Source organism: Knoellia sp. B-D-2, from assembly GCF_057714695.1.
This window is the reverse complement of the sequence record NZ_CM173189.1, coordinates 2,247,355-2,267,851: the sequence shown is the minus strand read 5'-3', so window position 1 is coordinate 2,267,851 and position 20,497 is coordinate 2,247,355. Positions and strand designations below refer to the sequence as shown.

Sequence of the window (20,497 nt, the reverse complement as noted above, 5' to 3'; positions counted from 1 at the left end):
CCGCAGCCGGACTGCTTGGTGGAGCGACCGCCGGTCCGTGCCGTCGACCGCGACGGCGTACTCGTCCTGGTGCCGCAGCCGCATCCGGAGCTCCTGGATTCGTGCGTGTACATGGGTACCTGCCTCAGTTGTCTCGGACGGGGGCGAGCCAGCTCTGGAAGAGTCCGCCCTGGACGCCGTGGGGACTCCCGTTCGGGTGATCCCCTGTCGGCAGCTCGGCCCGGGTGAACTCCGCATCCACAGCGCGTCCGTCGAGGTCGATGACGAACTCGCCCTGCAGGCGCACCCACAGGTCCTCGATCTCACGCTCGAGGAGCACCGCCTTGACGAACTCGTCGTCGAAGACGAAAACCAGTGCCGTGGCCGAGGAGGCGCCATTGAGCACCTCGGCCTCCTTCAGCACGCCGGCGACGGTGAAGGAAGGCTTCGCCAGGAACACTTCACCGCGGATGGGGCACCGGCAGACGAAGCCGGGTACCCGGGGCTCCTGGTCGTCCTTGGGGTGAGGGGCGTCGACGGTGAACACGTGAGTGCTGTCGACGAACTTGCCCTGCACCTCGCGGCTGAACACCACGATGAGCCCCCACGTGCGACTGCGGCGACCGGTCAGGGGGTCGACGAGCCAGACGTTCTTCAGGCTCGACACCCCGACCTGGGCGGCGTGCTCCCAGCTGATCGCCTCGATACGGGTGAGGTCCTCCTCGAGGCCTGGGCCGGCCGGCCCTGCCGCGCCGGTGGCGCCCGTCGCCCCGGTCGCACCCGTGGCACCAGTCGCCCCGGTCGCACCCGTGGCCCCGGTCGCACCCGTGGCCCCGGTCGCGCCGGTCCCGCCCGCTGGTCCGGCCGGTCCGGCGGGGCCACGTGGCCCGGATCCCGCGCCCAGGCCGGTGTCGCTGGTGAGCAGGCACTCGATCGTCGACTGCAGTGCCTGGGTGCTGCGCAGTCGGCGCCGCCCGGCGTTGTTGTCTATCCGAGCGATCCGGTTGGCGAGATCGTCCTCGGGAGTGGTCGGTGGCTCGGCGGGGTCGAGCACTTTGAAGCCCGGGCGGTAGCCGTGGATCGTCGCCACCACGAGGCAGTCCGCTTCCGCGCAGGACGGACAGTCGCCGAGCTCCTGCCAGCCGGACAGGCACTCACGCGCGTCGACGTCGAAGACCTTGATCCCGGCGGTCGCCCCCTGGTCCGCACCCGAGTAGGCGGCGTACACGCGGCTCTTGTCGACCGAGGCCGCGACGGTGTGGCCGTCTCCCTCGAAGCCGAGCACCGGGCCGGCGGAATCGGTGCGTCCGGCCACGATGCGGTGCAGGCCGACCGCCTGCAGGCGGCTGTGCCCGGCATCGCTCGCAAGCGCGAACGACCAGGGAGCGTCGGCCAGGGACACCGCCGCGCCGCCGAGGCCGTGCTCGCCGGCGACGTCGCCGGTGGCGGGGTCGACGACGACCAGTCGGCCGTCGGCCAGTGCCACGCTGAGGACCGGCAGGGTCCCGACGGTCGCGGCAGAGAGGGCGGTCGGTACGGTCCCGGCGAGAGTGAGCGTGCCGGCGGGGCCGCCGTCGAGGTCGATCACGTCGATCCGGTCGGGCTGCGTGCCAGCGCCACCCGGGGTGACGGCGACGAAGGCCGTCGGATCCGCGGGATGCACTGCCAACAGGCTCCGGTGCTTGTCGAGGGTCAGCACGGCGGGCGCGGCCGGGCTCCCGCCCTCGAGGTCGGTGCCGTAGACGACCATCGAGCCGAGCTCCGGGAAGAGAAGCACCAGTCGACCGTCGGCGCTGATCGCGGTGTGCACCGGAAGCACCGAGTTGGCGACGTCCTCGGAGCTGGTGGCGACCAGATCGTCGATGCCGAGCACGGAGACGACCACCTTGCCGCTGCCGTCGTCGTGCGTGGCATAGATCGCGCCGCCGGATGCCAGTTGCAGGCCGTGCACCTTGCCGGCCAGGGTGGCCGACGCCACCTCGGCGCCCGCAACGTCCTTCCGGACCACCCGGACACCGTCGCCGTACACGAGGTCGCCCCCGTCGATCGGGAGCAGGGGGCCCGGATCGGTCGCCGGCAGATCGTCACCCCGGGTCAGCGTTGGGCCGGTCCAGCCCTCGGGCGGGGTCTGTGGGTCGACGAGCGCGTCGACCTCGTAGCTCTCCAGAATCCAGTTGGGGAGGCATCGGTCGTCGTCGCAGCCGCAGTCGTCGTAGAGAACCGGCACGGGCTCGGTCCCGCACTCGTGATACCGCACGCACAGCTGGACTTCGTGCGACGTGTCCTCGGCGGGATCCAGCGCCGCCACCGCGGGCAGGGCCGCCAGCTCGACGACCTCCTCGTCGACGACGAGGACCTCGTTGCCGCAACAGTCCAGGGCGGTGCCCGGCTGGAGCAGGACGAAGCGGTCCGTGCAGCTGCCGGACTGGTGTTGCCGCACCTGCAGCCCGCACACCACCCCGCTGCCGTGCAACCGCAGGTTGTGGTGCCGGATCTTGTCCCGGAAATAGGTCTGCTCGCCGGTGAAGTCCCGCACGCCCATGAGCTTGGCGAGGAAGAAGTTGTTGCGCTGGAACGGCGAGAACGCGCACGTGTCGCACCTGCAGTCGGTGTGATGGGCCGTCGTGAGTGGCATGCCGGCCTCCTAGCCGAGTACGGCGGTCGTCCCGACCGCGAGAGATGGACGGGATGAGATGGTGGGTCGGGTCCCGAGTGGACCGCCGTCGAGCACGGAGGCGGGTCCGAGAGGGGTCGCGCCGAGGGTGACGCCATGGGGCTGCCGGGCCACCACGGTGTCCAGTCCGATCGAGCACTGCACGCCGATGCGCATCCGGGGCTCGACGTAGCGGATGTCACCGTCGGTGTGCGCGGGCGCGGCCCACCGAACGAGGCCGGCGAGGGCGCGGCGGCGCTCTTCGGTGCGTCCCGCCGAGGCGGGCGCGAAGACCGTGAACCTATGGGCGTACACGTGGAAGGGGTCCCGCGCAGGGTCCTGGGTGCCCTTGATCTGGGTGGTGCCCACGCGAGCGGACTCACCGAGCTGGCTGCGGTTGACGATGCTGTCGCCCCACAGCGTCGTGGTGTCTCCGAGGGCACTCGCGCCGGACTCGAACCAACGCCGCAGCCGGAAGTGCTCGAGGATGAGCGCAGGGGGCTGCCAGTTGTCCACCACCGGGGTTGGCGGGCAGGTCTCCCGGGGTGGTGCGCAGGGCCTGCACCGGCCGCGCACATGTCGGCAGCTGTCGTGCTCCTGTGGCCGTCGGGCGAGCCCCAGGGCCAGCACGAGCAGGCTGTGCAGGCCATGAAGGGTGCCGCGCTCCTCCATCAGCCGGCCGGCGCCGGCCACCAGGTCCCTCTGCAGCCGCTCGGGGAGGCGGCGGTCGGGACGCATCCCGATCCAGCCCGCCAGCCGGTCGAGGTGGCGGGTCGCATGCGGGTCGAGCTCCGCGGGCACGTCGTCGATGCGGCCCTCGATCTCCCGGAGGACGCGGTCGACGATCGCTAGCAGTCGATCCGTGAAGTCGGCGCTGACCGGCTCGGCCCCGAAGACGGCCGGCAGGTGCGGTCGAAGCCCGATCCGGGGAAACTCGACGACGAGCTCGTTGAGTCGCGGCGTGGCCTGGCCGTCGCCCACCAGGCGGAGCCGCAGCCACAGGTGACGACCGCCGGCGCTCCTCACGAGCGCGTCCCATTGTTCTCCCGAGCGGCAGACCTGGCGAGTGGCCCACGCGGCATCGGGGAGCGCGGCCACGTCGTCGGGGGACAGCACGACCTGCGCCGTGAAGGACTCGACGCTGATGCCGGTGCCGGCGGGCACATCCGCACTCAGGACGACGCGGTCCCAGACGCAGTCGTCGAGAAGGCTGTCGAGGGGCCCGACGACGTAGTTCTGCTCCGCCACGAACAACCGTACGGGTGCCGGTGGCGACGGAACCGCCTCACCGTGGGAGCCGAACCAGCCGTCCCCGGGAGGTTGGCAGTACGGCCCGAGGTGCACGGCGCCGTCGGGGGCCACCTGGAAGGGCGGCGCCGGCAGATCCACCTGTGCCGGATCGTCCGTGTCGAGCCTTGTTGGCCGGCCGTCGACCACGAGGAACGCCGTCGTAGGACCGGCCACGACGAGGGCGCCCTCCCGCGTCAACCCGAGGCTGGTCGCATCTCCCAGTACGTCGGACTGCCCCAGGTGGCGACCCGACCAGCCGAAGCGGTGCACGACGTGGGCGGTGGCATCGAGGACATGTACGCGGAACCGGTCGTCGACCACCACCGCGCTGGGCGCTCCGCCCGGGATGTCCCAGATGCCGGAGATCACGAGCTCCGGCGACAGGAACACCTGGACCCGGCTGTTGCCGGTGTCGCACACGAACAGGTGCCCGGCGCAGGCGGCGATGCCGCTCGGTCGATCAAGGCGCCCCGGGGCGCTTCCGTGGCCGCCCACTCCGGGCACGGCCGCGAAGGTGCAGGCACAGTCGTCGAACAGGAGCAGGCGATGGGTGTCGGAGTCGACCAGCCAGACGCGGCCGGCGTCGTCGACGGCCACTCTGGACGGCAGTGCGCGGCCGCCCAGGCTGCCGCTCGGCTCGCCCAGCGATCGCCGGGTGGCCGGGTCCGGGGGCAGCGCCAGCGATGCGCCCGCACCCGTCACACCGGGCCACCCCAGCCGGCCCCCGAGCAGCAGGGTGAGCGGATCGTGGGGCGGGGTCCGCAGGGCCGGGAGCACCGTCGTACTCATGGTGCCGCCTCCCAGCTCTCGTCGCTGTAGGTCACCGCGACACTGTGCGTGAGCGACCAGGCGAGGGTGTCCGGGTTCAGCGGCACGTCGCGGCACTCAGGCCGCTCGAGCCCGCCGACCGTGAGGAGCAGTCGGGTGACCGACGCGACGCCGGGGACCGAGAACACCCGTTGCGCCGTGCGGGAGTAGGAGATGGTCCCCCCGAAGGGCCAGCCCCGACCGTCGTCGCCGCCGTGCAGTGGGTGGAAGTAGCCCATCAGGGTCTGCTCGACGCTGCGCTGGACGTCGGCCAGGTCGGCCTCGGGCTCGGCGGCGACCTCGACGGTGACCGAGACCTCCTCGTACTTCGGCGGGGACACGTACAGCTCACTCGTGAGCAGCCGGCGTTGGTCCAGGTAGGCGCAGACGGTGCGAAGCGTGCCGTCGCTCGGGAGCGGCTTCGGCTCGAGCGAGTCGGGAACGACGAGCACGGTCACGACGCCGGGGACGCTGGCCCCCGGGTAGCCGGGGTGGTGCAGCGGGAGCGCCCGCGCCCGCGCGATCGGGCCGGCCTGGATGGCGAAGAACTCGAAGTCGTCAGCGGTCACGGCCCGGCTGCGAGCGCGGATCTGGCCCGGTGCCCGCTCCTTGGCCTGGTCGATGGTCTCCTCGTCGCGGCCGCCGTAGCTCGCGACCAGCTGGACGACGGCGCTGTCGTCGATGCCCGGAACGGCTGAGCGAAGGGCGTCGACCTTGCCGGCCGGGACGTTGCCCTGGCTGCCACCGCCGTAGGCGTAGCGGCGAGCAACCACGTTGGCGCCGGGGTTGTCGACGTTCGCGATCGGGATGGCGCCGTGCCGACCGTCGCCGGTGCGGATCTCACCGGTCGTCCGGTTGAGGACGAAGTGGAGGTCTCGCGGACCTGAACCCAGCAGGTCATCGACGCTCGCCCAGGCTTCGGGTCCGGAGCCCTGGTCGATCTCGAGCTCGAGGGAGCCGTCCCTGACCGGTGCGTTGGCTAGCCGGAAGGTCTGGTTCGGCCGCCCGGTGCTGCCACCCAGCACCTCGTCGCGGACGGTCTCCTGCTGGACGAGGGTCATCGTGTTGGCTCGGATGCCGAGCACCTCGGGCGGGCGTTCGTACTGGGCGACCTCGAGCTCGGCCCGCAACCAGTAGAGCGAGCGTGGATCGGCCGGGACGGCCAGCCGAGCCATCCCCGGCGGTGTCCGCAGGACCACGGCTCCGCTGCGGGTGAAGGCGAGGGACTCGTCCTTGAGCAGGGTCACCGGCGTCCACTGGAAGGCCGTCCAGGTGCTCCACCGCACCCTGGCCGGCGCGAAGGCTGGCGAAGGGAGGCCACCGGACGACACGGGCGCGGTCCGACCGGCCCCCCTGGCCCACGCGTGCAGGGCCATCTCGGCCGCCGGGAAGGCGCCGGTGTCATCGAAACCCAGCAGCAGGGCGGCCCCGGGTCGCGGTGCCTCGCCGAAGACCTGGAAGCCGGCGACGCCATCGTTCCGGTCGGTGAAGGCGCGGTAGGAGTTGGTGCCGTCGTAGACGACGGTGGCCACCAGCCGAGGCCGAATCACGGTGAGCGCCCGCGTGGCCTCGAAGACGAGAGGTGGCCCCCCGCCGTCGGTCTCCGCGATGACCTGCGTGCCCAGCGGCACGATGGCGGTCGAGCTGGTGTGGGTGGGCTTCACCTCGAAGCCGACCTCGATGCGCGCCGGCTCGGCGGCCCGCAGCTCGATGCCTATGAGCTGCAAGAGCTTCAGGTAGTGCAGGTCGGGCACCTGGTTCATCCGGTAGCCGAGCATCTCGCCCAGCCAGGCCACGACCTGCAGCATCGTGATGCCCGGGTCGGAGTCGTTCAGGTCCGACCAGTCCGGCCGCCACTCGGGGGTGTAGCGCGAGATGCGCGAGCGCATCTCCGCGAGGATCGAGTCGTAGTCGCGATCGTCCAGATTCGGGACGTGGTCCTGGAGCGGCATGCTCACCGCCCTTCGGTCATGAAGAACGGATAGACGAGGTTGCCGCGCGCATTGTTGGACCGAACCCGGTAGTCGACGCGGATCAGCAGGACGTTGCGCTGTCCCGCGGCGGTCTCGACGTCGACAGAGAGTACGTCGATGCGGGGTTCGAAGCTGATCAGGGCAGTCCGCACGGTGGTGGTGATCGCAGCCACCGTGTCGGTGTCGTCAGGAGCGAAGACCAGGTCGTGGATGCCGCAGCCGAACGCGGGCAGGGTCGGCCGCTCCAGGGGAGCCGTGCTGAGGATCAGGTAGATCGACTCCTCGATCTTCTGCTCCGCCCGCGACGTCGCGATGGCTCCGGTGGGCGTGACCTGCACCGGGAACTTCCAGCCGACGCCGAGGAACTCGCGATCCATCATTCCCTCCTAGCCCAGCGACTTCCGCAGGCCGCCGCCCGACGGCAGGTAGGTGATCCGGCCGGCGTCAAGGTCGCCCATGACGACGGTGCGGCCGACCGCGGGAAGCAGCTCGATGGACCCATCCGCGCGCAGGACGACCGATGCGCCCGCGGCGTTCCGCAGTTCCACTCGGGCACCCGGTGCGTCACGGTGCACCTCGAGCCCGCCGATGACGACGCGGGCCGTGTTCTTGAGCTGGAAGCGCAGCTGTGTGGCTTCATCGGGCTCCTCGCCGTCGGGCGGGCCGACCACCAGAAGGCTCGTGTCGGAGACCGAGCCGAACCTCACGGCCTCGCTGGCGGCGCTCGCACCGCTCTGTCCGTCCTTGGCCCGGAACACCGCGCGGAAGGAGTAGGTCGGGTAGCCCCCCACGGCCTTGGCGTACTGCGGCTGCCCCGTGGCGTCCTTGCCGGCCGAGCCGATCAGGACGGCGGTCCAGGGTGTCGCCACGGCCGGGTCGAAGATCAGCGGCTCGCCGGGCAGGTCGGCGTACGCACCGCCGAGATCCGGCACCCAGCTGGTGGCTGCCGAGCTCCAGAGCTGGTTCGGACCGGCGGCCGTCAGCCGGCGCAGCGCCAGCAGGCCGAAAGCCGCCAGGCCAACCGGGTCCAGGGGTGAGCCGGACGACGTGACCGGCCCGATCCCGACCGACACGGGCAGCTCGCGCGGGGCCACGCCCGGAGCAAGGGCCTCGTAGGCGAGCGTGGGAGTCGGCACGGTCAGCGTCATGGACGTCACCACATGTTCCCCACGCCGGGTGTGTAGCTCTGGCTGACGACCGACTGGGTCATCAGGGCACTGCACTGGACGACGCCGCTGAACTGGGTCATGGCCGCCTGGACGGACACCGACGGCGCCACCAGCTTGACCTGCGTGCCCGCCGAGATCGTCACGGTGGTCCCGCCGGTGAGGTCGGTCGAGGTCATCGAGCTCGTCGACATGGACAGGTTGTCAATGGTCACCGTGACGCCCGACCCGCCAGGTCCGACCTTCAGCTCGCACTTGTCGTCCTCGAGGCTGAGCTCGGTGCCGTTCGGACTGCGCACGACGACCTTGCCGGGGGAGTCGGTGAGCCGGACGCGGTGGCCGCCCCGGGTGTTCAGCTCGATCCGGTCATCCGCGTCGTGGAGCTCGAGCTGGTGCCCCTTGCTCGTGGTCAGCCGGATGCTCTCCTCGCCGGCGCGGTCGTCGAGCTCGAACTGCTGCCCGGAGACGCTCTCGAGACGGCGCACGTGCTCATCGATGCCCTTCTGCGGCGGCTTGTCGACGCCGTTGTGCAGGAAGCCCAGCACCATCGGGTGGTCGATGTCGCCCTGCTCGAAGGCGACCAGCACCTCGTCGTCGACCTCGGGAACGTAGAAGAAGCCGCGCTCCTTGCCGGCCATCGGCCGCACCATCGGCGCCCAACCCCCGTCGACGGTGTCCGAGCTCAGCCACGGGAAGGTGACCTTCACCCTGCCCTGCTGGTCGGGGTCGACGACATCGGTGACCAGCCCGATGACGACGGCGAAGTTGCGGCTCATGAGTCCAGCCCCGCTTCGCGTCGGCACTTGAAGCTCGTCAGGTAGCCGGAGTCGTTGATGGTGTGCTCGGACGAGGTGACCAGGTAGCGCCCGCTGAGCCGGGCTCCCAAGCCGGTGATGACGACGTTCTGTCCCGCCCGGAGGTCCGGCAGGCCGACGACCTTGACGTCGGCCGTCACAATCTTCTTCAGCTCGGTCTCGAGGATCGCGATCGCGCGCTCGCGGGCCTGGCAGTTGGTGTACATGGGCTCATCGACCACGACCTCCTCGCGGGCACCGCAGAGGTTGAGCAGCCGGTGCATGTCCTTGTTGGTGGTGACCCTCGGGTCGTCGAGCGTTACCTTGCGCATGATCGGTTGCTTGCGCGTCCGGTGCCAGCCGCGCACTGTGACGCTGGTGACCTGGTTGGCGGTCTGGATGCTCGGCTTGAACTCCACCAGCGAGCGCCCCCACGCGAACTCGAAGGTGACGTCGCGGAGACCGGGGATCGAGCCCGGCCGGGCCCGCCCGAAGTAGAGGCGGCGCTCGCGGGGTGGGCGTGCCGACTTGTCCTCCTCCTGAACGAAGATCACGTAGCCGCGTTCCTGGGCTCGCTTGTAGAGGAAGTCGATGTCGTACTCGTCGGACTGGCGGACGAGCGGGAGCTCCTTCTCGTCCCCGGCCGCGTTGTCGTCGATGGTGATGGGCAGCGGGAAGCGGGCCTTGCCGGCGTCCTTGAGGGAGGCGATGTTGGTGGCGATCTGGCTGTCCGTGCGATTGGTCCAGGTGGTCGAGTACTTCTTGCGGCGCAGCTGGTGGAGCACGTTCAGCCCGCCGACCGACAGCTCCGAGGCGCCGTCGCCGAACGTCGGCGTCATCGAGGTGAACTGGCCGCGGACCATGGTCGTGAGCTCGTTGCCGTAGCCCATCCTGATCACCACGTCCTTGCCGCACGGCTCGAAGAGCGTGACGCGGGCGTGGTCGGGGTGCCCCTTGTCCAGCTCGGCGAGCGTCTCGGCGCCGACGTACTTGAACCTCCCGTGCTCGTCGTCCCAGTTGTTGACGGCCATGGTGAAGCTGTCGATCTCGGCGAGGTCGTCCTTGTAGGTGATGCTCCGGACGTCGTAGAGGAGGTCGCGCGGCAGGTTCGCGCCGTCGATCTGTACCTCGTAGCGCGGCACGTAGAAGCCGCCGGAGCGCTCGGCTTCCTCCTGCAGCGGGGTGGTGACAGCGGTGGGTGGCATGGCGTCCTAGGGCAGCGGTGGGATCGTCAGGGTCAGGCCGGCGGGGATCCGTCGAGGGTCGGTCAGGCCGTTGGCGTCGGCCAGGTGGCGCCAGGCGCGCGCCGACCCGAGATACTCAGCAGCCATCTGGGTGAGCGTCTGGCCGTGCTCGACGACGTGGCTGCGGGTGTGGTCGGAGGACTCCGGGTTGATCGTGTCGACCTGGGTCTGGAGGGGGATGTACTCCTCGAGCGCGAGGGTGAGCTTGGCGCGCAGCGGGGTGCCCTCGGGGCTGAACAGCTTGAACTCCTGCTTGACGCTGGTGACCAGGCACGGGAACACGGTCCGGCGCTGGCTGCCGTATCGCTCGGGCAGGGAGTCGCCCGGGAACTTGGCGCCCCAGGCGAACGTGCAGACGGGGGAGGCGTGGGTCTTGGGGTCGATCTTCACCAGGCCGAAGAAGGGGTCGGTCAGCGTGGTGACGCTGACGGCCTTCCTTCCCGTGCCCTTCTCCGTCGTGTCGAAGAAGAGCTCCACGGACAGGGTCTCGGTCTTGCCGCGGATGAACTGGCGCACCGGGTTGTTGAGTCCGGGGATGGCGATCTCGGCGATCTGGACACCCTTGTCGAAGGCCAGCGAGGCCGGGTTGAACTGCACCGGCAGCGCCGTGTCGACGGTCTTCAGGTCCGCCTTGAGGATGTTGAACGTGGCCTTGGTCAGGCTCGCCATGTCGACCTCCCCAAGGGCAGGGCCTGGCGCTGGGTCATCTGCCGGCGGTCCAGCTCTGCCTCGCGGACGAGATCGAGCCGATCGGTGTCGCGGAGGCGGGCCAGGACGGCCGCCACGACCAGGTCGAGCACGTCCGGGGTCAGCAGCGCGGCTGGGTCGGTGACCTGCACGGTGGTGACGACATCCTCGATGTGAACGTCCATGCCCTAGCCCCCCACGCCGATGAGCTCGGCGCCGATCTTGAGAAGGGACAGCTGCCACAGTCCCTCATGGGCGATCTCGAGGACCTCGACCGCTGCCTCGTTGCCGATGCCGGAGAGCTTGGGTCCCTCGAACTTGACGGGGAAGCCCCGCTTGAAGGTCCAGATGTTGTGCGGCAACGAGCGGTCGTCGAGCAGGACGATGATGCCGTCCATCCGCTTGACCTTGCCGTCGGCGAAGCCGTAGAGCCAGTCCCAGCCGCTCTGGCTGATCCGCGAGACTCCACGGGTCAGGGTGATGTTGGGCCAGGTCAGGCGCGTCGGGAACCTGTGCTCGGTGTCGTTGAGCCCGCCCTCGGGCAGCTTCTCCTCCTCCTGGAGCATCTTGAGTCCTTCGCACTCGGAGAAGCCACCGAAGAGGGCATCGCCCAGCAGCGAGGCGGCGCCGGTCATCGCGAACGACTTCGCGCTGGAGGTGTCGGCCATCATGATCAGGAAGTTGTGGTTCAGCGGTGGGTCCAGCCGCAGGCCCGTGACCGACTCGAAGGCGGGGAGCAGCGTCATGTCGCACCCGTCCCCGTGGCGCTGAGGGTGATGACCTCGTCGGTCTGACCCTGGGCGTCGCGCACCCGCCCCACCCGGACGATCACGAACTCGAAGGGCTGGGACGGCGCGACGCCGATCTCGACCAGCAGCTGGCCCAGCTCACGGGTCTCGGGCGGGTTGTTGTCGAGGTCGCACTTGACGAAGAACGACTCTTGGGCTGTCGGTCCCGCGAGCATGCCGCGCTCGACCAGGGTGTTGAGGAAGAACGTCGCGGTGAGAGTCGCGCGGGCGCGAGTCAGGAACCCGTTGGGCTCGAACACCGCCCACTGCAGCGCCACGCCCAGCGCCTTCTCGACCATCGCCATCAGCCGCCGCACGTTGACGAAGCGCCAGGCTGGGTCCGAACACAGGGTGCGCGCTCCGAGGAGACGGACGCCCCGTCCGCCGGTCGTGCGCCACACGTTCACGGCCGTGCGGTTGAGGACCGCGTGGTGCTCCTCGTTCAGCGAGACCGTGGGGCCGAGCGCCCAGGCGACCGGCCTGTTGGCCGGCGCCCGGTGTACGCCGAGGTCCACGTCGGTGTCGGCGTACTGGCCGGCCGCGTGCCCGCAGGACGGCACCACGCGCACGGCACCCGGGCCGCCGATCGGGTCGGCCACCTCGAGCCAGGGGTAGTCCAGGGCGGCCCAGGCGGTGTCGAAGCGGGATCGCCAGTCAAGGGCTCCCCGCAGGCCACCGATCTCGTCCGCGATGACCTCGAAGGGCACGTCGAGGACGGCGAAGCGGTCGCGTCGCCGCTCGGCCTGCTCGACCATCGCCGCCTGCACCGAGAACACGTCCGCCGGTGAGAACAGCGGCGGCTGCTCGCCGGCCTCGACGGGGAGCGGACCGACGGTGACCGGGGCGGGGTCCAGGCAGGGGTCGGGCACGCAGGCGATCGACGGGGCCGGTGGGTGGGTCTCGACGGGGCGGACGTGGATGTCCGGCACCGCCAGGATCGCCACCTCGTCGACCGCATCCAGAGCGGCGAGCCCGCGCGTGGCCTCAACGCCCCGGTCCGGCGCGGGGGTTCCGTTGCCGGTCCGGACGCCCACGAAGTCAGCGGCCACGAGGGTCTCGAGGCCGTCGGTGCCGCCCGCGAGGCGAAGAGTGGCGAAGGGGTCCACGTGCAGCCCCGACGGCCAGGCGGCGGGCTGGCCGGCGAGTGGCCGCAGCTCCTCGATGACCAGGGGCTCAGGTGACGTTGCGCCGGCAACGCCCTGGGCGCTGCCAAGTGACGGGGCGCGCCGGGGCAGGACGGTCGGTCCGTACGCGGGGCTCTGCGGTGCCAGGGACAGGCCACCGTACGTGCGCACCAGCCGGCCTCGTTCGTTGACGACGATGCGGTGGGTGAGCGCTTCGAGGAGGATCGGAAGCTGCGCGTCGAGCAACGCCCGAGCCTCGCCGGGACCCCTCTTCCCGGACCCTTGCTCGTCGGGGTGCATCCAGAACAACCGTGACCCGGCGGCGTCGACGGCAGCCACGATCCGGTGCTGGGGCGGGTGGCCGGGCTGCGAGAGGCGCACCAGCACGTTGTCGGCGAAGCCGGCCAGGCTGGGCACCGAGGTCCAGCTGCCGAGTACGTCGTGTCCCGTGGCATGGACCTGCGCCCGCAGCTGCTCTCGCACCTGGAGGCTGAGCTGGTTCCCCCAGGAGCCGTGGCTTGCGGCGGACACCCGCCAGGCCGGGCCGGCATCGTCGCTCAGGACCACGCCGGCCGCGGCGGAGCCGCGCTCGGGATCGTCGGAGGTCACGCGGACCACCCAGCACCGCGTTCCGCCGTTCTCGAGGAAGGCGCGCACGCTGTAGGCGAGGAACCCGGTGCCGAGGAAGCCGCCGAACCAGGACACGAACTGCTGCCACGTGCCGATCGGGATCGGCACCCCGACCGGACCCCGCTCCGCGATGCCGACGAAGCCCGCGATGTCTGTGCGCAGCGGGGTGACTGGGGCGGCGCCCGCGTCCACTCGCTGGTAGAGCACTCCCGGTGCCAGGTCGGTCGTGAACATGACCTAGGCGACCTCGAGCTCGATGTTCTCGACAATCAGCTCGACGGACTCGACAACGACCTCGTTGCCGGCCGCCTTGAACTCGGAGGCCTGCACCTTGTTCGGGAAGGCGCTCTGGAAGTGCCATCGCAGTACGTCGACGCGCTGCTCGTCCATCAGGATCACCGTGCCGTTGCGACGGTCGGGCTGGCCGGTGGCGATGTTCTTGTACCAGTCCCACAAGGTGGAGTCGGCGAGCATGCCGCGCTTGAGGGTGATGGGCCCGAACTTGCGCAGGCCGGGCAGCTTCCGGTTGGTGAGCTGCAGGTCCATCCCGGTGCGGTAGTCGGCCACCTCGCCGTCGGACTGGAGGCCGCTCACCTCGCTGAAGGCGGCCACCGTGGTGTCGTCGATCTCGAGCCGGAAGTTGAACCCCCGGAACGGGTCGAACCGCTGCACTGTCATCTCGTGTCTCCTCGCTGGTGGCTAGTTGTCGGCCCGGGCGGTCCACAGCCCTATCCGGACGATCACGAACTCGGCGGGCTTCACCGGCGCGACGCCGACCTGGATGATCAGCCGACCGTTGTCGATGTCGGTCTGGGTCATCGTGGTGCGGTCGCACCGCACGAAGAACGCCTCCTCCGGGCTGGTGCCCTCGAGGGCGCCGTTGCGCCACGCGACGGTCAGGAAGTTGGTGATCGTGCGTTGGACCCGGGCCCACAGCGCCTCGGAGTTCGGCTCGAACACCACCCACTGGAGGCCACGCTCGATGGAGGCCTCGAAGAAGATCAGCAGCCGCCGCACGTTGACGTACTTCCAATCAGGGTCGGAGGTGATCACGCGACCGCCATAGACCCGGATGCCGCGATTGTTGTCGCGGAAGTCGCGGATCACGTTCACGTTGACCGGTGACGGGTTGAGGAGGTCCTGCTGCTCCTTGTTGATGCTGCGGCGCAGTCCGGTGATGCCGCGGACGACCTCGTTGGCCGGCGCCTTGTGGACGCCGCGGTCGACGTCGGTGCGGGCGTAGATGCCGAGGACGTGGCCCGACGGCGGCAGCGGGTAGTCGCGGATGTCGGCCGGGTTGTCGGGGAAGGGGTCGGGCACCGAGAGCCACGGGTAGTACAGGGCGGCGTACTTGGTGTCGTACTGCTGCCGCTGGTCCTGGACGTCGACAATGGTGTCGGCCGGCTCGTTGCGGGAGTCGAGGACGGCGAACCGGTAGCGCATCAGCTCGCAGTGATCGATCAACCCCTGCTGGACCTGCGCACCGAACTGGCCGGGGATGGCGACCAGGCTGACGTCCTCGATGTTGCGCAGGGACTGCAGCCCGGTACGCAGCTCGGGGTCGGCGTTGTCCGTGCCGAGGTAGCTGGCACCGTTCAGCAGGCTGATCGCGTCGTCGCCGAGGATCTCCTCGAGCCGGTGTCGCGCGGGCACCCAGCGCCCGTCGGGGAGCTGGTCGAGGAGGGGCTCGGGGCCCAGCCGCACCTGCTCGGCGGCGGCCGGGCTCGCGGCCAGGTCGGTCACCCGGATGTAGAGAGAGGCACCCTCGGTCCGGCGGTCCCACTTGCGGAGGGTGCCGACGGCGGCGCCGATCACCTTCTCCACGTAGCGGCTGTGCCGGGGGTCCATCGACAGGTTCTGGAACTTCTCGCTGTCGATGATCTGCCCGTCCCGGGACGGCGTGGCCGGATCGGGTTGCCGCCGCAGGAGCACTTCGATCGAGAACTCCCGCGACCGGACCGCGTTGCCCACGACCCGTTGCGGAACGCTGAGGCCGGGTGCTGCCAACGAGATGTTGTTGGCGGTCCGGTCCACCGCACGGACCTTGACCGGCGTGCCGATCACGGTCGCGGTGAGCGGGTCGCGGATCTCCAGGACGGTGCCCGGCTCCACACCTGAGCGAGAGGCGAGCCGGACGGTGGTGGGGTCCACGATCGCGGCCAGCGTGGTGCTCGCGACCAGGCCGACGGCGTCGTCAGTGACGCTGATGCGCAGCCGGTTGCCCCACCCGCCGGCGTCGAGCGCCTGGATCGTGAGCAGGGGATCCCGGGTGACCATCCCCGAGCCCACCGGGTGAGCGCGAGTCAGGGCGTTGGTGACTGTGAGCATTTCGGGCACCACGGCCGCGGCGGCCTGGCTGAGGGTCAGGTAGCTGACGTCACCGCCTGGCGAGGTGATCCGGAGCTCGTCGGCGGCCGCCAGCCCTGTGGCGTCGCTGACGACGAGCCCGTCCGCCCCGGGCGCGGCCGGGAGCACCAGTGTCGTCGCTTGCGCAGCGGCGTCCCGGACGGAGTTCGTGAGCAGGGCAAGCTGGGTGCCGTCGGACACCGTGGCGGCCAGGGCCGGGAACACGACGACGCTGCCCGCGTCCGGCGCGATGCCGGTGCTCCCCGGGACGGAGACGACCGTCACGATCTGCGCGGTCGGTGCCGCGCCGAGGCGGAGGGTCGTGCCCTCTGCGACACCGAGCCGGTTGTCCAGGTTGAGAAGCCGTGAGCCCGCCGGGGCGTCGGCGGTGGTCTCCTTGGCCACCGGCACGACTGCTGAGCCGCTCGCGACCGCGGAGGGAAGGGGCGTTACGTCCACGGTCGCGCCGTCCGCCCGGGTGGCGACGACGGCGACCTCGTCGGCTGCACCGGCCGGATCCAGGGTCAGCGTCTGCCCGGCCGCCAGGCCTATTGCCTCTCCGGCACCGAGCACGATGAAGGCGTCGTTGGCGGCCGCGTTCGCGGCCAGGGTCAGGTCGGGGAAGGTCACCCGCTCTACGCGGCTGCCGGCTTCCAGTCCGTCCACGGGGGCCGGGGTTCCGGCCAGCTCGCCGAGAGTGCCGATCCGCCGCACCTCGAGTTGCTCGTCGGCTCCGATCACCACGAGGTCGGCGCGGTCGTCGAGGTTGCCCTGCCGGTCGTCGACCCAGAGCATCGCCTCGCCGGCGACCCCGCTCTCGACCGCGGCGGTCTGGATCACCGCCCCGGAAAGGTCGACGCGCGTGACATCGTCGCCGGCGGCGTACGCCGCGGTGAGGGGAGCGTCGAGCCGGACCCGGGCCGTGGAGTCGGTTGCGTCGAAGACCGTCACCTGGCTGACCTGACGGCTGACGCGGTACTCCGCAACGCCGGCGGCACCCAACTCGAGAACGGCGTTCCCGGGTCCGCTGAGCGTGTCGGCGAGCAACGTGGCGATGTCGGCGTGGGCTCCGCGGACCACGACGGACGTGTCGCCCGGCTCCACGTCGTTGTCATCAGCGACCGTGTACGCCTCCGCGGTGGCCCGGACGAACTGGTCGACGTTCTCAGGTGCGCCGTGGGACCTGGCCAGGGGCAGGTCGACCGGCACCATGACGGTTTCGGGCACCGGTGCGGCCGCCGCGGACCGGTACTCCGCACGGCTCCCGTCGCCGATCCGTACCTCGTCACCGCCCGCGAGCCCGTTGACCGGGAGGATGACGATCGGCGGGGGAGCGGTGCCCGAGCCGGTGCCCTCACCGGCCGCCCGAAGGAGGGTGCTGGCGGTGCTGGTTGCGTCGCCGCGGTCGTACAGCGAACCCACGGCGCGGGTGGCGGCCGGGTCGAGGACGCGCACAGCAAAGAGCCGCTTGCCGCCGTTGGTGAAGAATCCCTCGACGGCGTGCGGAAGGTACCGATGGGTGCCGAAGGGGTCGTCGCTCAGGAGACCACCGAACCATCGAGAGAACTCACCCGTGCTGGTGACCAGCACCGGCACGTTCGCCGGTCCGCGCTCGGTGACGCCGACCATGCCGGTCGTGCTCGTGCTCACGCCCTCGATGGGCTTGGCGCCGGTGTCGACCTCTTCGACGTACACACCGGGTGCGAGGTATTCGGGCATCTGCTCCTCCGTGGTTCGTGACGCTCACTCGAGCGTCAGGTCGACTTCTGGGCGCTGATCGCTGACGAGCGAGATGGGTGCACCGCCCTGGAGTGCGCCGGCCGAGGCGGCGACCTGGATGGCCGCGAGTCCAGTGAGTGCCGGCAGCCGCGCGACACCGGCTGCGTCGGACAGGACGCGGTAGCGACGGGGCACGACGTACTCCGGGGCGACTCCGCCGCTGACGCGGAGGACACCGCCGTTGACCAGCCCCGTGCTCGTGTGGAGCGTCCGGTCGCCCGCGAGGGCCGCACGGGTCAGTACGCCGACGCCCGACGGGACCGGCGGGATGAGCCGGACGACGGCGGTGCGGTCCGGGTGGTCGTGCTGCAGCGGGAAGCGCAGGACGAGCTCGGCCGGAGAGTCGGGATCGGCGGCGGCGTCGACAGTGACCACTTCGATCCGCTCGGCCACGTCGAGGCTCGCAAGGTCGAGCCCGGCCAGGTTTCCAGCAACCATCCCGCCAGCCCGGCTGACGGGCAGACGAGCCTGCCCGGCCCATGCGGGACCCACGAGGAGCCGGGCCGGCTCGACCGACGCAGCGAGCACGGGGACGTCGACACCCGAGCCCGACGGGTGTGAGGTCGCCAGGCGTGGGGCCACGGCTTGGAGCGTCGTGGAGTCCGGTAGCGCGTCGAGGTCGGCGACCCGCGCCCAGTGGCCGGTCATCTCCACGATCGCACCGGACACCGGAACAGGCAGCGGATCCGTAAGGTAGCGGAATGTGCGCACCTCCACTCTGACCGGGGCGCGGTGCAGTTCGAGCACGCCCAGGTCCACCGGGGTGAAGGTGCCCGGGAACAGCGGCTGGGCAGACAGGGTCACCCGCTCGGTGCGCGCGGCGAAGCCGGCAGCGTCCACGTGCAGGATCAGATCGTACGACTGCGTGTCCAGAGCCGGGAGGGCCGTGGTCGGCGTGCCGACGAGACCCACGAAGCCGTCGCGGGTGGCTCGGCCGCGCAGCCCCGCGGTCTCCGTCCCGATCCGCGTCCGGGCCGTGACCGGGCCGCCGGTCAGCGCGTCCACCAGCCGAGCGATCACAACGGACTGGAAGATTCGCCCTACGGGTCGAGGGTCGGGTTCGGCGACCGCGTAGGCCCGACCCGCGACGGTCACGGTCGACCGGGTCATGGGCCACCCACGATCAGGTGCTCCTGGTGCAGTGGAACCAGGACAGGTGGGCCGACCGTGTCGGGCACGGCGGCCCGGATGTCGACCACCGTCACCTCGTAGGACACCGACGTGCGATACGACGTCTCGAGGGCATCCCAGATCCGGGCTAGCTCCTCGATGCTGAGCGTCTCGAAGCGCACACCGATCTCCACGTCCCGGCGGACGAAGTCGGCCGACAGGTCAACTCCCGAGAGCCGCGGGTGGTCGTGCAGGACCTGGAGGGCTTTGCACAGGATGACCTGCTCGGTCTCCGGTCCGTCGATGCCCTGGACCTCGACCACGGGACACACCAGGTAGTGGAGCCGCGCTGGGAACGGCGAAGACAACACGGTTGCCGGGGTGATGCGTTCGGGAGGCCGGTTCAACGTGACATCGTCGCGAGCGATCCTGTAGAGCCAGACAGACAGACCCGCCTGCGCGCCGGACATCTCGGCGGGGGAGTCTAGGTAGACGCGCATAGCCCCGACCCCGGAGAAGAACAGGCCGAGGTCAGGATCGGCTTCGAACTCGCGCTGGAGCAGATCGGCGATTGTGCGGCTGGCCGCCTTGATGGCTGTGCTCACGGGGACTTCCCCTGGGCGGTGCCAAGCGTCCTTCCGAACGCGCGGGCAATCGTGCTCACTACTTCGTCGGGCGACAGGGCACCGAGCTCGGTGCGTCGGGGGGCCAGTTCCCACAGGGAGGCCCTCCGCCCGTCACCGGTCGTTCCGAGGACCCTTGGGGAGTTTGCGGTGGCACGGCGATGTAGCCAAGCGCCGAGGGTGTCCTCGTCTGCGTCGTTCCAGAGCAACACGTCGACCGCATCGATCCGGTCGAGATCGAGATCGGCAACCGAGTCGATCGACGTCAGCACCTCGATCTGGGGCGCTGCGGTCACCGCGCGTTCAAGGATGTCACCCAATAGTCCGGTACACCCCACGAGCACCACCGAAATCGGCCGGTCCGATCCCGATTGGTTTTGCTTCGGCGCAACAACCTCGTTGTTCACTCGCGTGATCCCCTTGCCCGCGTGGATGGCTAGTGAAGTCCAGTAGGCACCCGCTTGACCCGCTTGACCATGGATCTCGGGGCTCTGGTTGGGACCCCCGGACCAGATCCGGCGCGTGCCGGACCCGGCCAGAAGACGCCGTTGGGCGGGGTGTGGACCGCGTCTTGTGCGGGAAGGTCTACGCCCTCGAATGAGCAATGGTCTGGATCCCGTCAGGAACGCTCGGCGAGGAGCGCTTTCGTGGCGCAATTCGACCCACCGGTGCCTCTGCTGACGGCATTGCGTGCGATGCCACGGGTTGATACGGTTTGCCCTTGGGGGCTAGAGGCAGCATTTGCCGGCAACCCAGCCCTCGTCTCCACCGGCCCTGTCGTTGGGCGCCTGGTAGGTGAGGGAGGTGATCTCCATGCGGGTTCTCGTCGTTGCCGACATCCGGCTGTATCGCGACGGAGTGGCTGAGGCGTTGCGACGGGTCCCTGATATCGCAGTCCCGGCGACGGCGGGGTCGGGTGCTGCAGCGGTGATGGCCGCTCGGCGCACCGAGTGCGATGTGGCGCTGCTTGACATGACGCTGCGCGACAGCACGGCCTTGGTGGCCGCTCTCCTGGCGGCGCGACGAGGTCTCAAGGTCGTGGCCCTCGGCGTTGCCGAGGACGGACCAGACGTGGTGGCCTGCGCCCAAGCGGGAGTGGCGGGCTACGTGCCCCGTGACGCGACACTAGCGGAGTTAGTCGAAGCCCTGCGTGCGGCGTTGCGGGGAGAGGTGTCCTGCTCGGGCACGGTGACCGCCCGTCTAATCAATCATATCGCCCATCAGGCCACAACACGACGAATCGTCCTCGGCCCCGTCCCGCTCACGACCCGGGAACGCGAGGTTCTCGACCTACTCGAGACCGGCATGAGCAACAAGCAGATCGCGGGAGCTCTCGACATTCAGCTGAGCACTGTCAAGAACCACGTCCACAACGTGCTCGGCAAGTACGGAGTTGCTACCCGTCGACAGGCCGCGGCGGCCGACCAAGGAATGTCCGTCGACGTCCCGATCGCCATCATCGGCTGCGGCTCGCCGGAGTCGCACGACAATTGACTTGTCATAC

Annotated in this window: 17 protein-coding genes; 1 reads left to right on the top strand and 16 read right to left on the bottom strand. The window is 70.2% G+C overall.

Features of this window, described 5'->3' with window-relative positions:
* Positions 1–124: 124 nt before the first annotated feature.
* From AC3EU2_RS10830 to AC3EU2_RS10755, 16 genes are all read right to left on the bottom strand, one after another.
* Positions 125–2,614 carry an AsmA family protein gene (locus AC3EU2_RS10830; RefSeq protein WP_488176307.1) on the bottom strand — a complete coding sequence of 830 codons (2,490 nt, stop codon included), beginning with the start codon at positions 2,612–2,614 and terminating at the stop codon, positions 125–127.
* Between the two features lie 9 nt (positions 2,615–2,623).
* Positions 2,624–4,711, bottom strand: a complete 2,088-nt coding sequence (locus AC3EU2_RS10825; protein WP_488176306.1) for a hypothetical protein — start codon at positions 4,709–4,711, stop codon at positions 2,624–2,626.
* A complete protein-coding gene (locus AC3EU2_RS10820; RefSeq protein ID WP_488176304.1) occupies positions 4,708–6,681 on the bottom strand; it encodes a putative baseplate assembly protein in 1,974 nt (657 codons plus the stop codon). Before AC3EU2_RS10820 ends, AC3EU2_RS10825 begins: the two co-directional genes overlap by 4 nt.
* A gap of 2 nt (positions 6,682–6,683) precedes the next feature.
* A complete protein-coding gene (locus tag AC3EU2_RS10815) occupies positions 6,684–7,079 on the bottom strand; it encodes a GPW/gp25 family protein (protein WP_488176303.1) in 396 nt (131 codons plus the stop codon).
* 9 nt (positions 7,080–7,088) lie between these two features.
* Positions 7,089–7,850 carry a hypothetical protein gene (locus AC3EU2_RS10810; protein ID WP_488176302.1) on the bottom strand — a complete coding sequence of 254 codons (762 nt, stop codon included), beginning with the start codon at positions 7,848–7,850 and terminating at the stop codon, positions 7,089–7,091.
* Positions 7,851–7,855: 5 nt separating this feature from the next.
* Positions 7,856–8,644 carry a phage baseplate assembly protein V gene (locus tag AC3EU2_RS10805; protein WP_488176301.1) on the bottom strand — a complete coding sequence of 263 codons (789 nt, stop codon included), beginning with the start codon at positions 8,642–8,644 and terminating at the stop codon, positions 7,856–7,858.
* Positions 8,641–9,867: a phage late control D family protein gene (locus AC3EU2_RS10800; RefSeq protein WP_488176300.1), complete on the bottom strand. Its 1,227-nt coding sequence runs from the start codon at positions 9,865–9,867 to the stop codon at positions 8,641–8,643. Before AC3EU2_RS10800 ends, AC3EU2_RS10805 begins: the two co-directional genes overlap by 4 nt.
* Before the next feature lie 6 nt (positions 9,868–9,873).
* Positions 9,874–10,575: a CIS tube protein gene (locus tag AC3EU2_RS10795; RefSeq protein ID WP_488176299.1), complete on the bottom strand. Its 702-nt coding sequence runs from the start codon at positions 10,573–10,575 to the stop codon at positions 9,874–9,876.
* Positions 10,563–10,778, bottom strand: coding sequence for a hypothetical protein (locus tag AC3EU2_RS10790; protein ID WP_488176298.1), 216 nt, complete (start codon positions 10,776–10,778; stop codon positions 10,563–10,565). The genes AC3EU2_RS10795 and AC3EU2_RS10790 overlap by 13 nt, the downstream gene beginning before the upstream one ends.
* Before the next feature lie 3 nt (positions 10,779–10,781).
* Complete coding sequence (locus AC3EU2_RS10785) at positions 10,782–11,339, bottom strand: phage tail protein (RefSeq protein WP_488176297.1); 558 nt, start codon at positions 11,337–11,339, stop codon at positions 10,782–10,784.
* A complete protein-coding gene (locus tag AC3EU2_RS10780) occupies positions 11,336–13,369 on the bottom strand; it encodes a phage tail sheath family protein (protein WP_488176296.1) in 2,034 nt (677 codons plus the stop codon). The genes AC3EU2_RS10785 and AC3EU2_RS10780 overlap by 4 nt, the downstream gene beginning before the upstream one ends.
* A 3-nt stretch (positions 13,370–13,372) precedes the next feature.
* Positions 13,373–13,813, bottom strand: a complete 441-nt coding sequence (locus tag AC3EU2_RS10775) for a phage tail protein (RefSeq protein ID WP_488176295.1) — start codon at positions 13,811–13,813, stop codon at positions 13,373–13,375.
* Between the two features lie 21 nt (positions 13,814–13,834).
* Positions 13,835–17,200, bottom strand: a complete 3,366-nt coding sequence (locus AC3EU2_RS10770; protein WP_488176294.1) for a phage tail sheath C-terminal domain-containing protein — start codon at positions 17,198–17,200, stop codon at positions 13,835–13,837.
* A gap of 24 nt (positions 17,201–17,224) precedes the next feature.
* The gene (locus tag AC3EU2_RS10765) at positions 17,225–18,265 is read right to left on the bottom strand and encodes a hypothetical protein (RefSeq protein WP_488176293.1); all 1,041 of its coding nucleotides are present in this window, start codon (positions 18,263–18,265) and stop codon (positions 17,225–17,227) included.
* A gap of 101 nt (positions 18,266–18,366) precedes the next feature.
* On the bottom strand, positions 18,367–18,975 hold the full coding sequence (locus tag AC3EU2_RS10760; RefSeq protein WP_488176292.1) for a Pvc16 family protein: 609 nt from the start codon (positions 18,973–18,975) through the stop codon (positions 18,367–18,369).
* Positions 18,972–19,400, bottom strand: a complete 429-nt coding sequence (locus AC3EU2_RS10755; protein ID WP_488176291.1) for a hypothetical protein — start codon at positions 19,398–19,400, stop codon at positions 18,972–18,974. Before AC3EU2_RS10755 ends, AC3EU2_RS10760 begins: the two co-directional genes overlap by 4 nt.
* Positions 19,401–19,806: 406 nt before the next feature.
* Here AC3EU2_RS10755 and AC3EU2_RS10750 point away from each other — a divergent pair, with 406 nt between their 5' ends.
* The gene (locus tag AC3EU2_RS10750; protein WP_488176290.1) at positions 19,807–20,487 is read left to right on the top strand and encodes a LuxR C-terminal-related transcriptional regulator; all 681 of its coding nucleotides are present in this window, start codon (positions 19,807–19,809) and stop codon (positions 20,485–20,487) included.
* The last annotated feature ends 10 nt before the right edge of the window (positions 20,488–20,497 follow it).

Excerpts from the sequence above, each read along its gene's own strand:
- AC3EU2_RS10830 (WP_488176307.1), bottom strand. The coding sequence starts at position 2,614 with ATGCCACTCACGACGGCCCATCACACCGACTGCAGGTGCGACACGTGC.
- AC3EU2_RS10825 (WP_488176306.1), bottom strand. The coding sequence starts at position 4,711 with ATGAGTACGACGGTGCTCCCGGCCCTGCGGACCCCGCCCCACGATCCG.
- AC3EU2_RS10820 (WP_488176304.1), bottom strand. The coding sequence starts at position 6,681 with ATGCCGCTCCAGGACCACGTCCCGAATCTGGACGATCGCGACTACGAC.
- AC3EU2_RS10815 (WP_488176303.1), bottom strand. The coding sequence starts at position 7,079 with ATGGATCGCGAGTTCCTCGGCGTCGGCTGGAAGTTCCCGGTGCAGGTC.
- AC3EU2_RS10810 (WP_488176302.1), bottom strand. The coding sequence starts at position 7,850 with ATGACGCTGACCGTGCCGACTCCCACGCTCGCCTACGAGGCCCTTGCT.
- AC3EU2_RS10805 (WP_488176301.1), bottom strand. The coding sequence starts at position 8,644 with ATGAGCCGCAACTTCGCCGTCGTCATCGGGCTGGTCACCGATGTCGTC.
- AC3EU2_RS10800 (WP_488176300.1), bottom strand. The coding sequence starts at position 9,867 with ATGCCACCCACCGCTGTCACCACCCCGCTGCAGGAGGAAGCCGAGCGC.
- AC3EU2_RS10795 (WP_488176299.1), bottom strand. The coding sequence starts at position 10,575 with ATGGCGAGCCTGACCAAGGCCACGTTCAACATCCTCAAGGCGGACCTG.
- AC3EU2_RS10790 (WP_488176298.1), bottom strand. The coding sequence starts at position 10,778 with ATGGACGTTCACATCGAGGATGTCGTCACCACCGTGCAGGTCACCGAC.
- AC3EU2_RS10785 (WP_488176297.1), bottom strand. The coding sequence starts at position 11,339 with ATGACGCTGCTCCCCGCCTTCGAGTCGGTCACGGGCCTGCGGCTGGAC.
- AC3EU2_RS10780 (WP_488176296.1), bottom strand. The coding sequence starts at position 13,369 with ATGTTCACGACCGACCTGGCACCGGGAGTGCTCTACCAGCGAGTGGAC.
- AC3EU2_RS10775 (WP_488176295.1), bottom strand. The coding sequence starts at position 13,813 with ATGACAGTGCAGCGGTTCGACCCGTTCCGGGGGTTCAACTTCCGGCTC.
- AC3EU2_RS10770 (WP_488176294.1), bottom strand. The coding sequence starts at position 17,200 with ATGCCCGAATACCTCGCACCCGGTGTGTACGTCGAAGAGGTCGACACC.
- AC3EU2_RS10750 (WP_488176290.1), top strand. The coding sequence starts at position 19,807 with ATGCGGGTTCTCGTCGTTGCCGACATCCGGCTGTATCGCGACGGAGTG.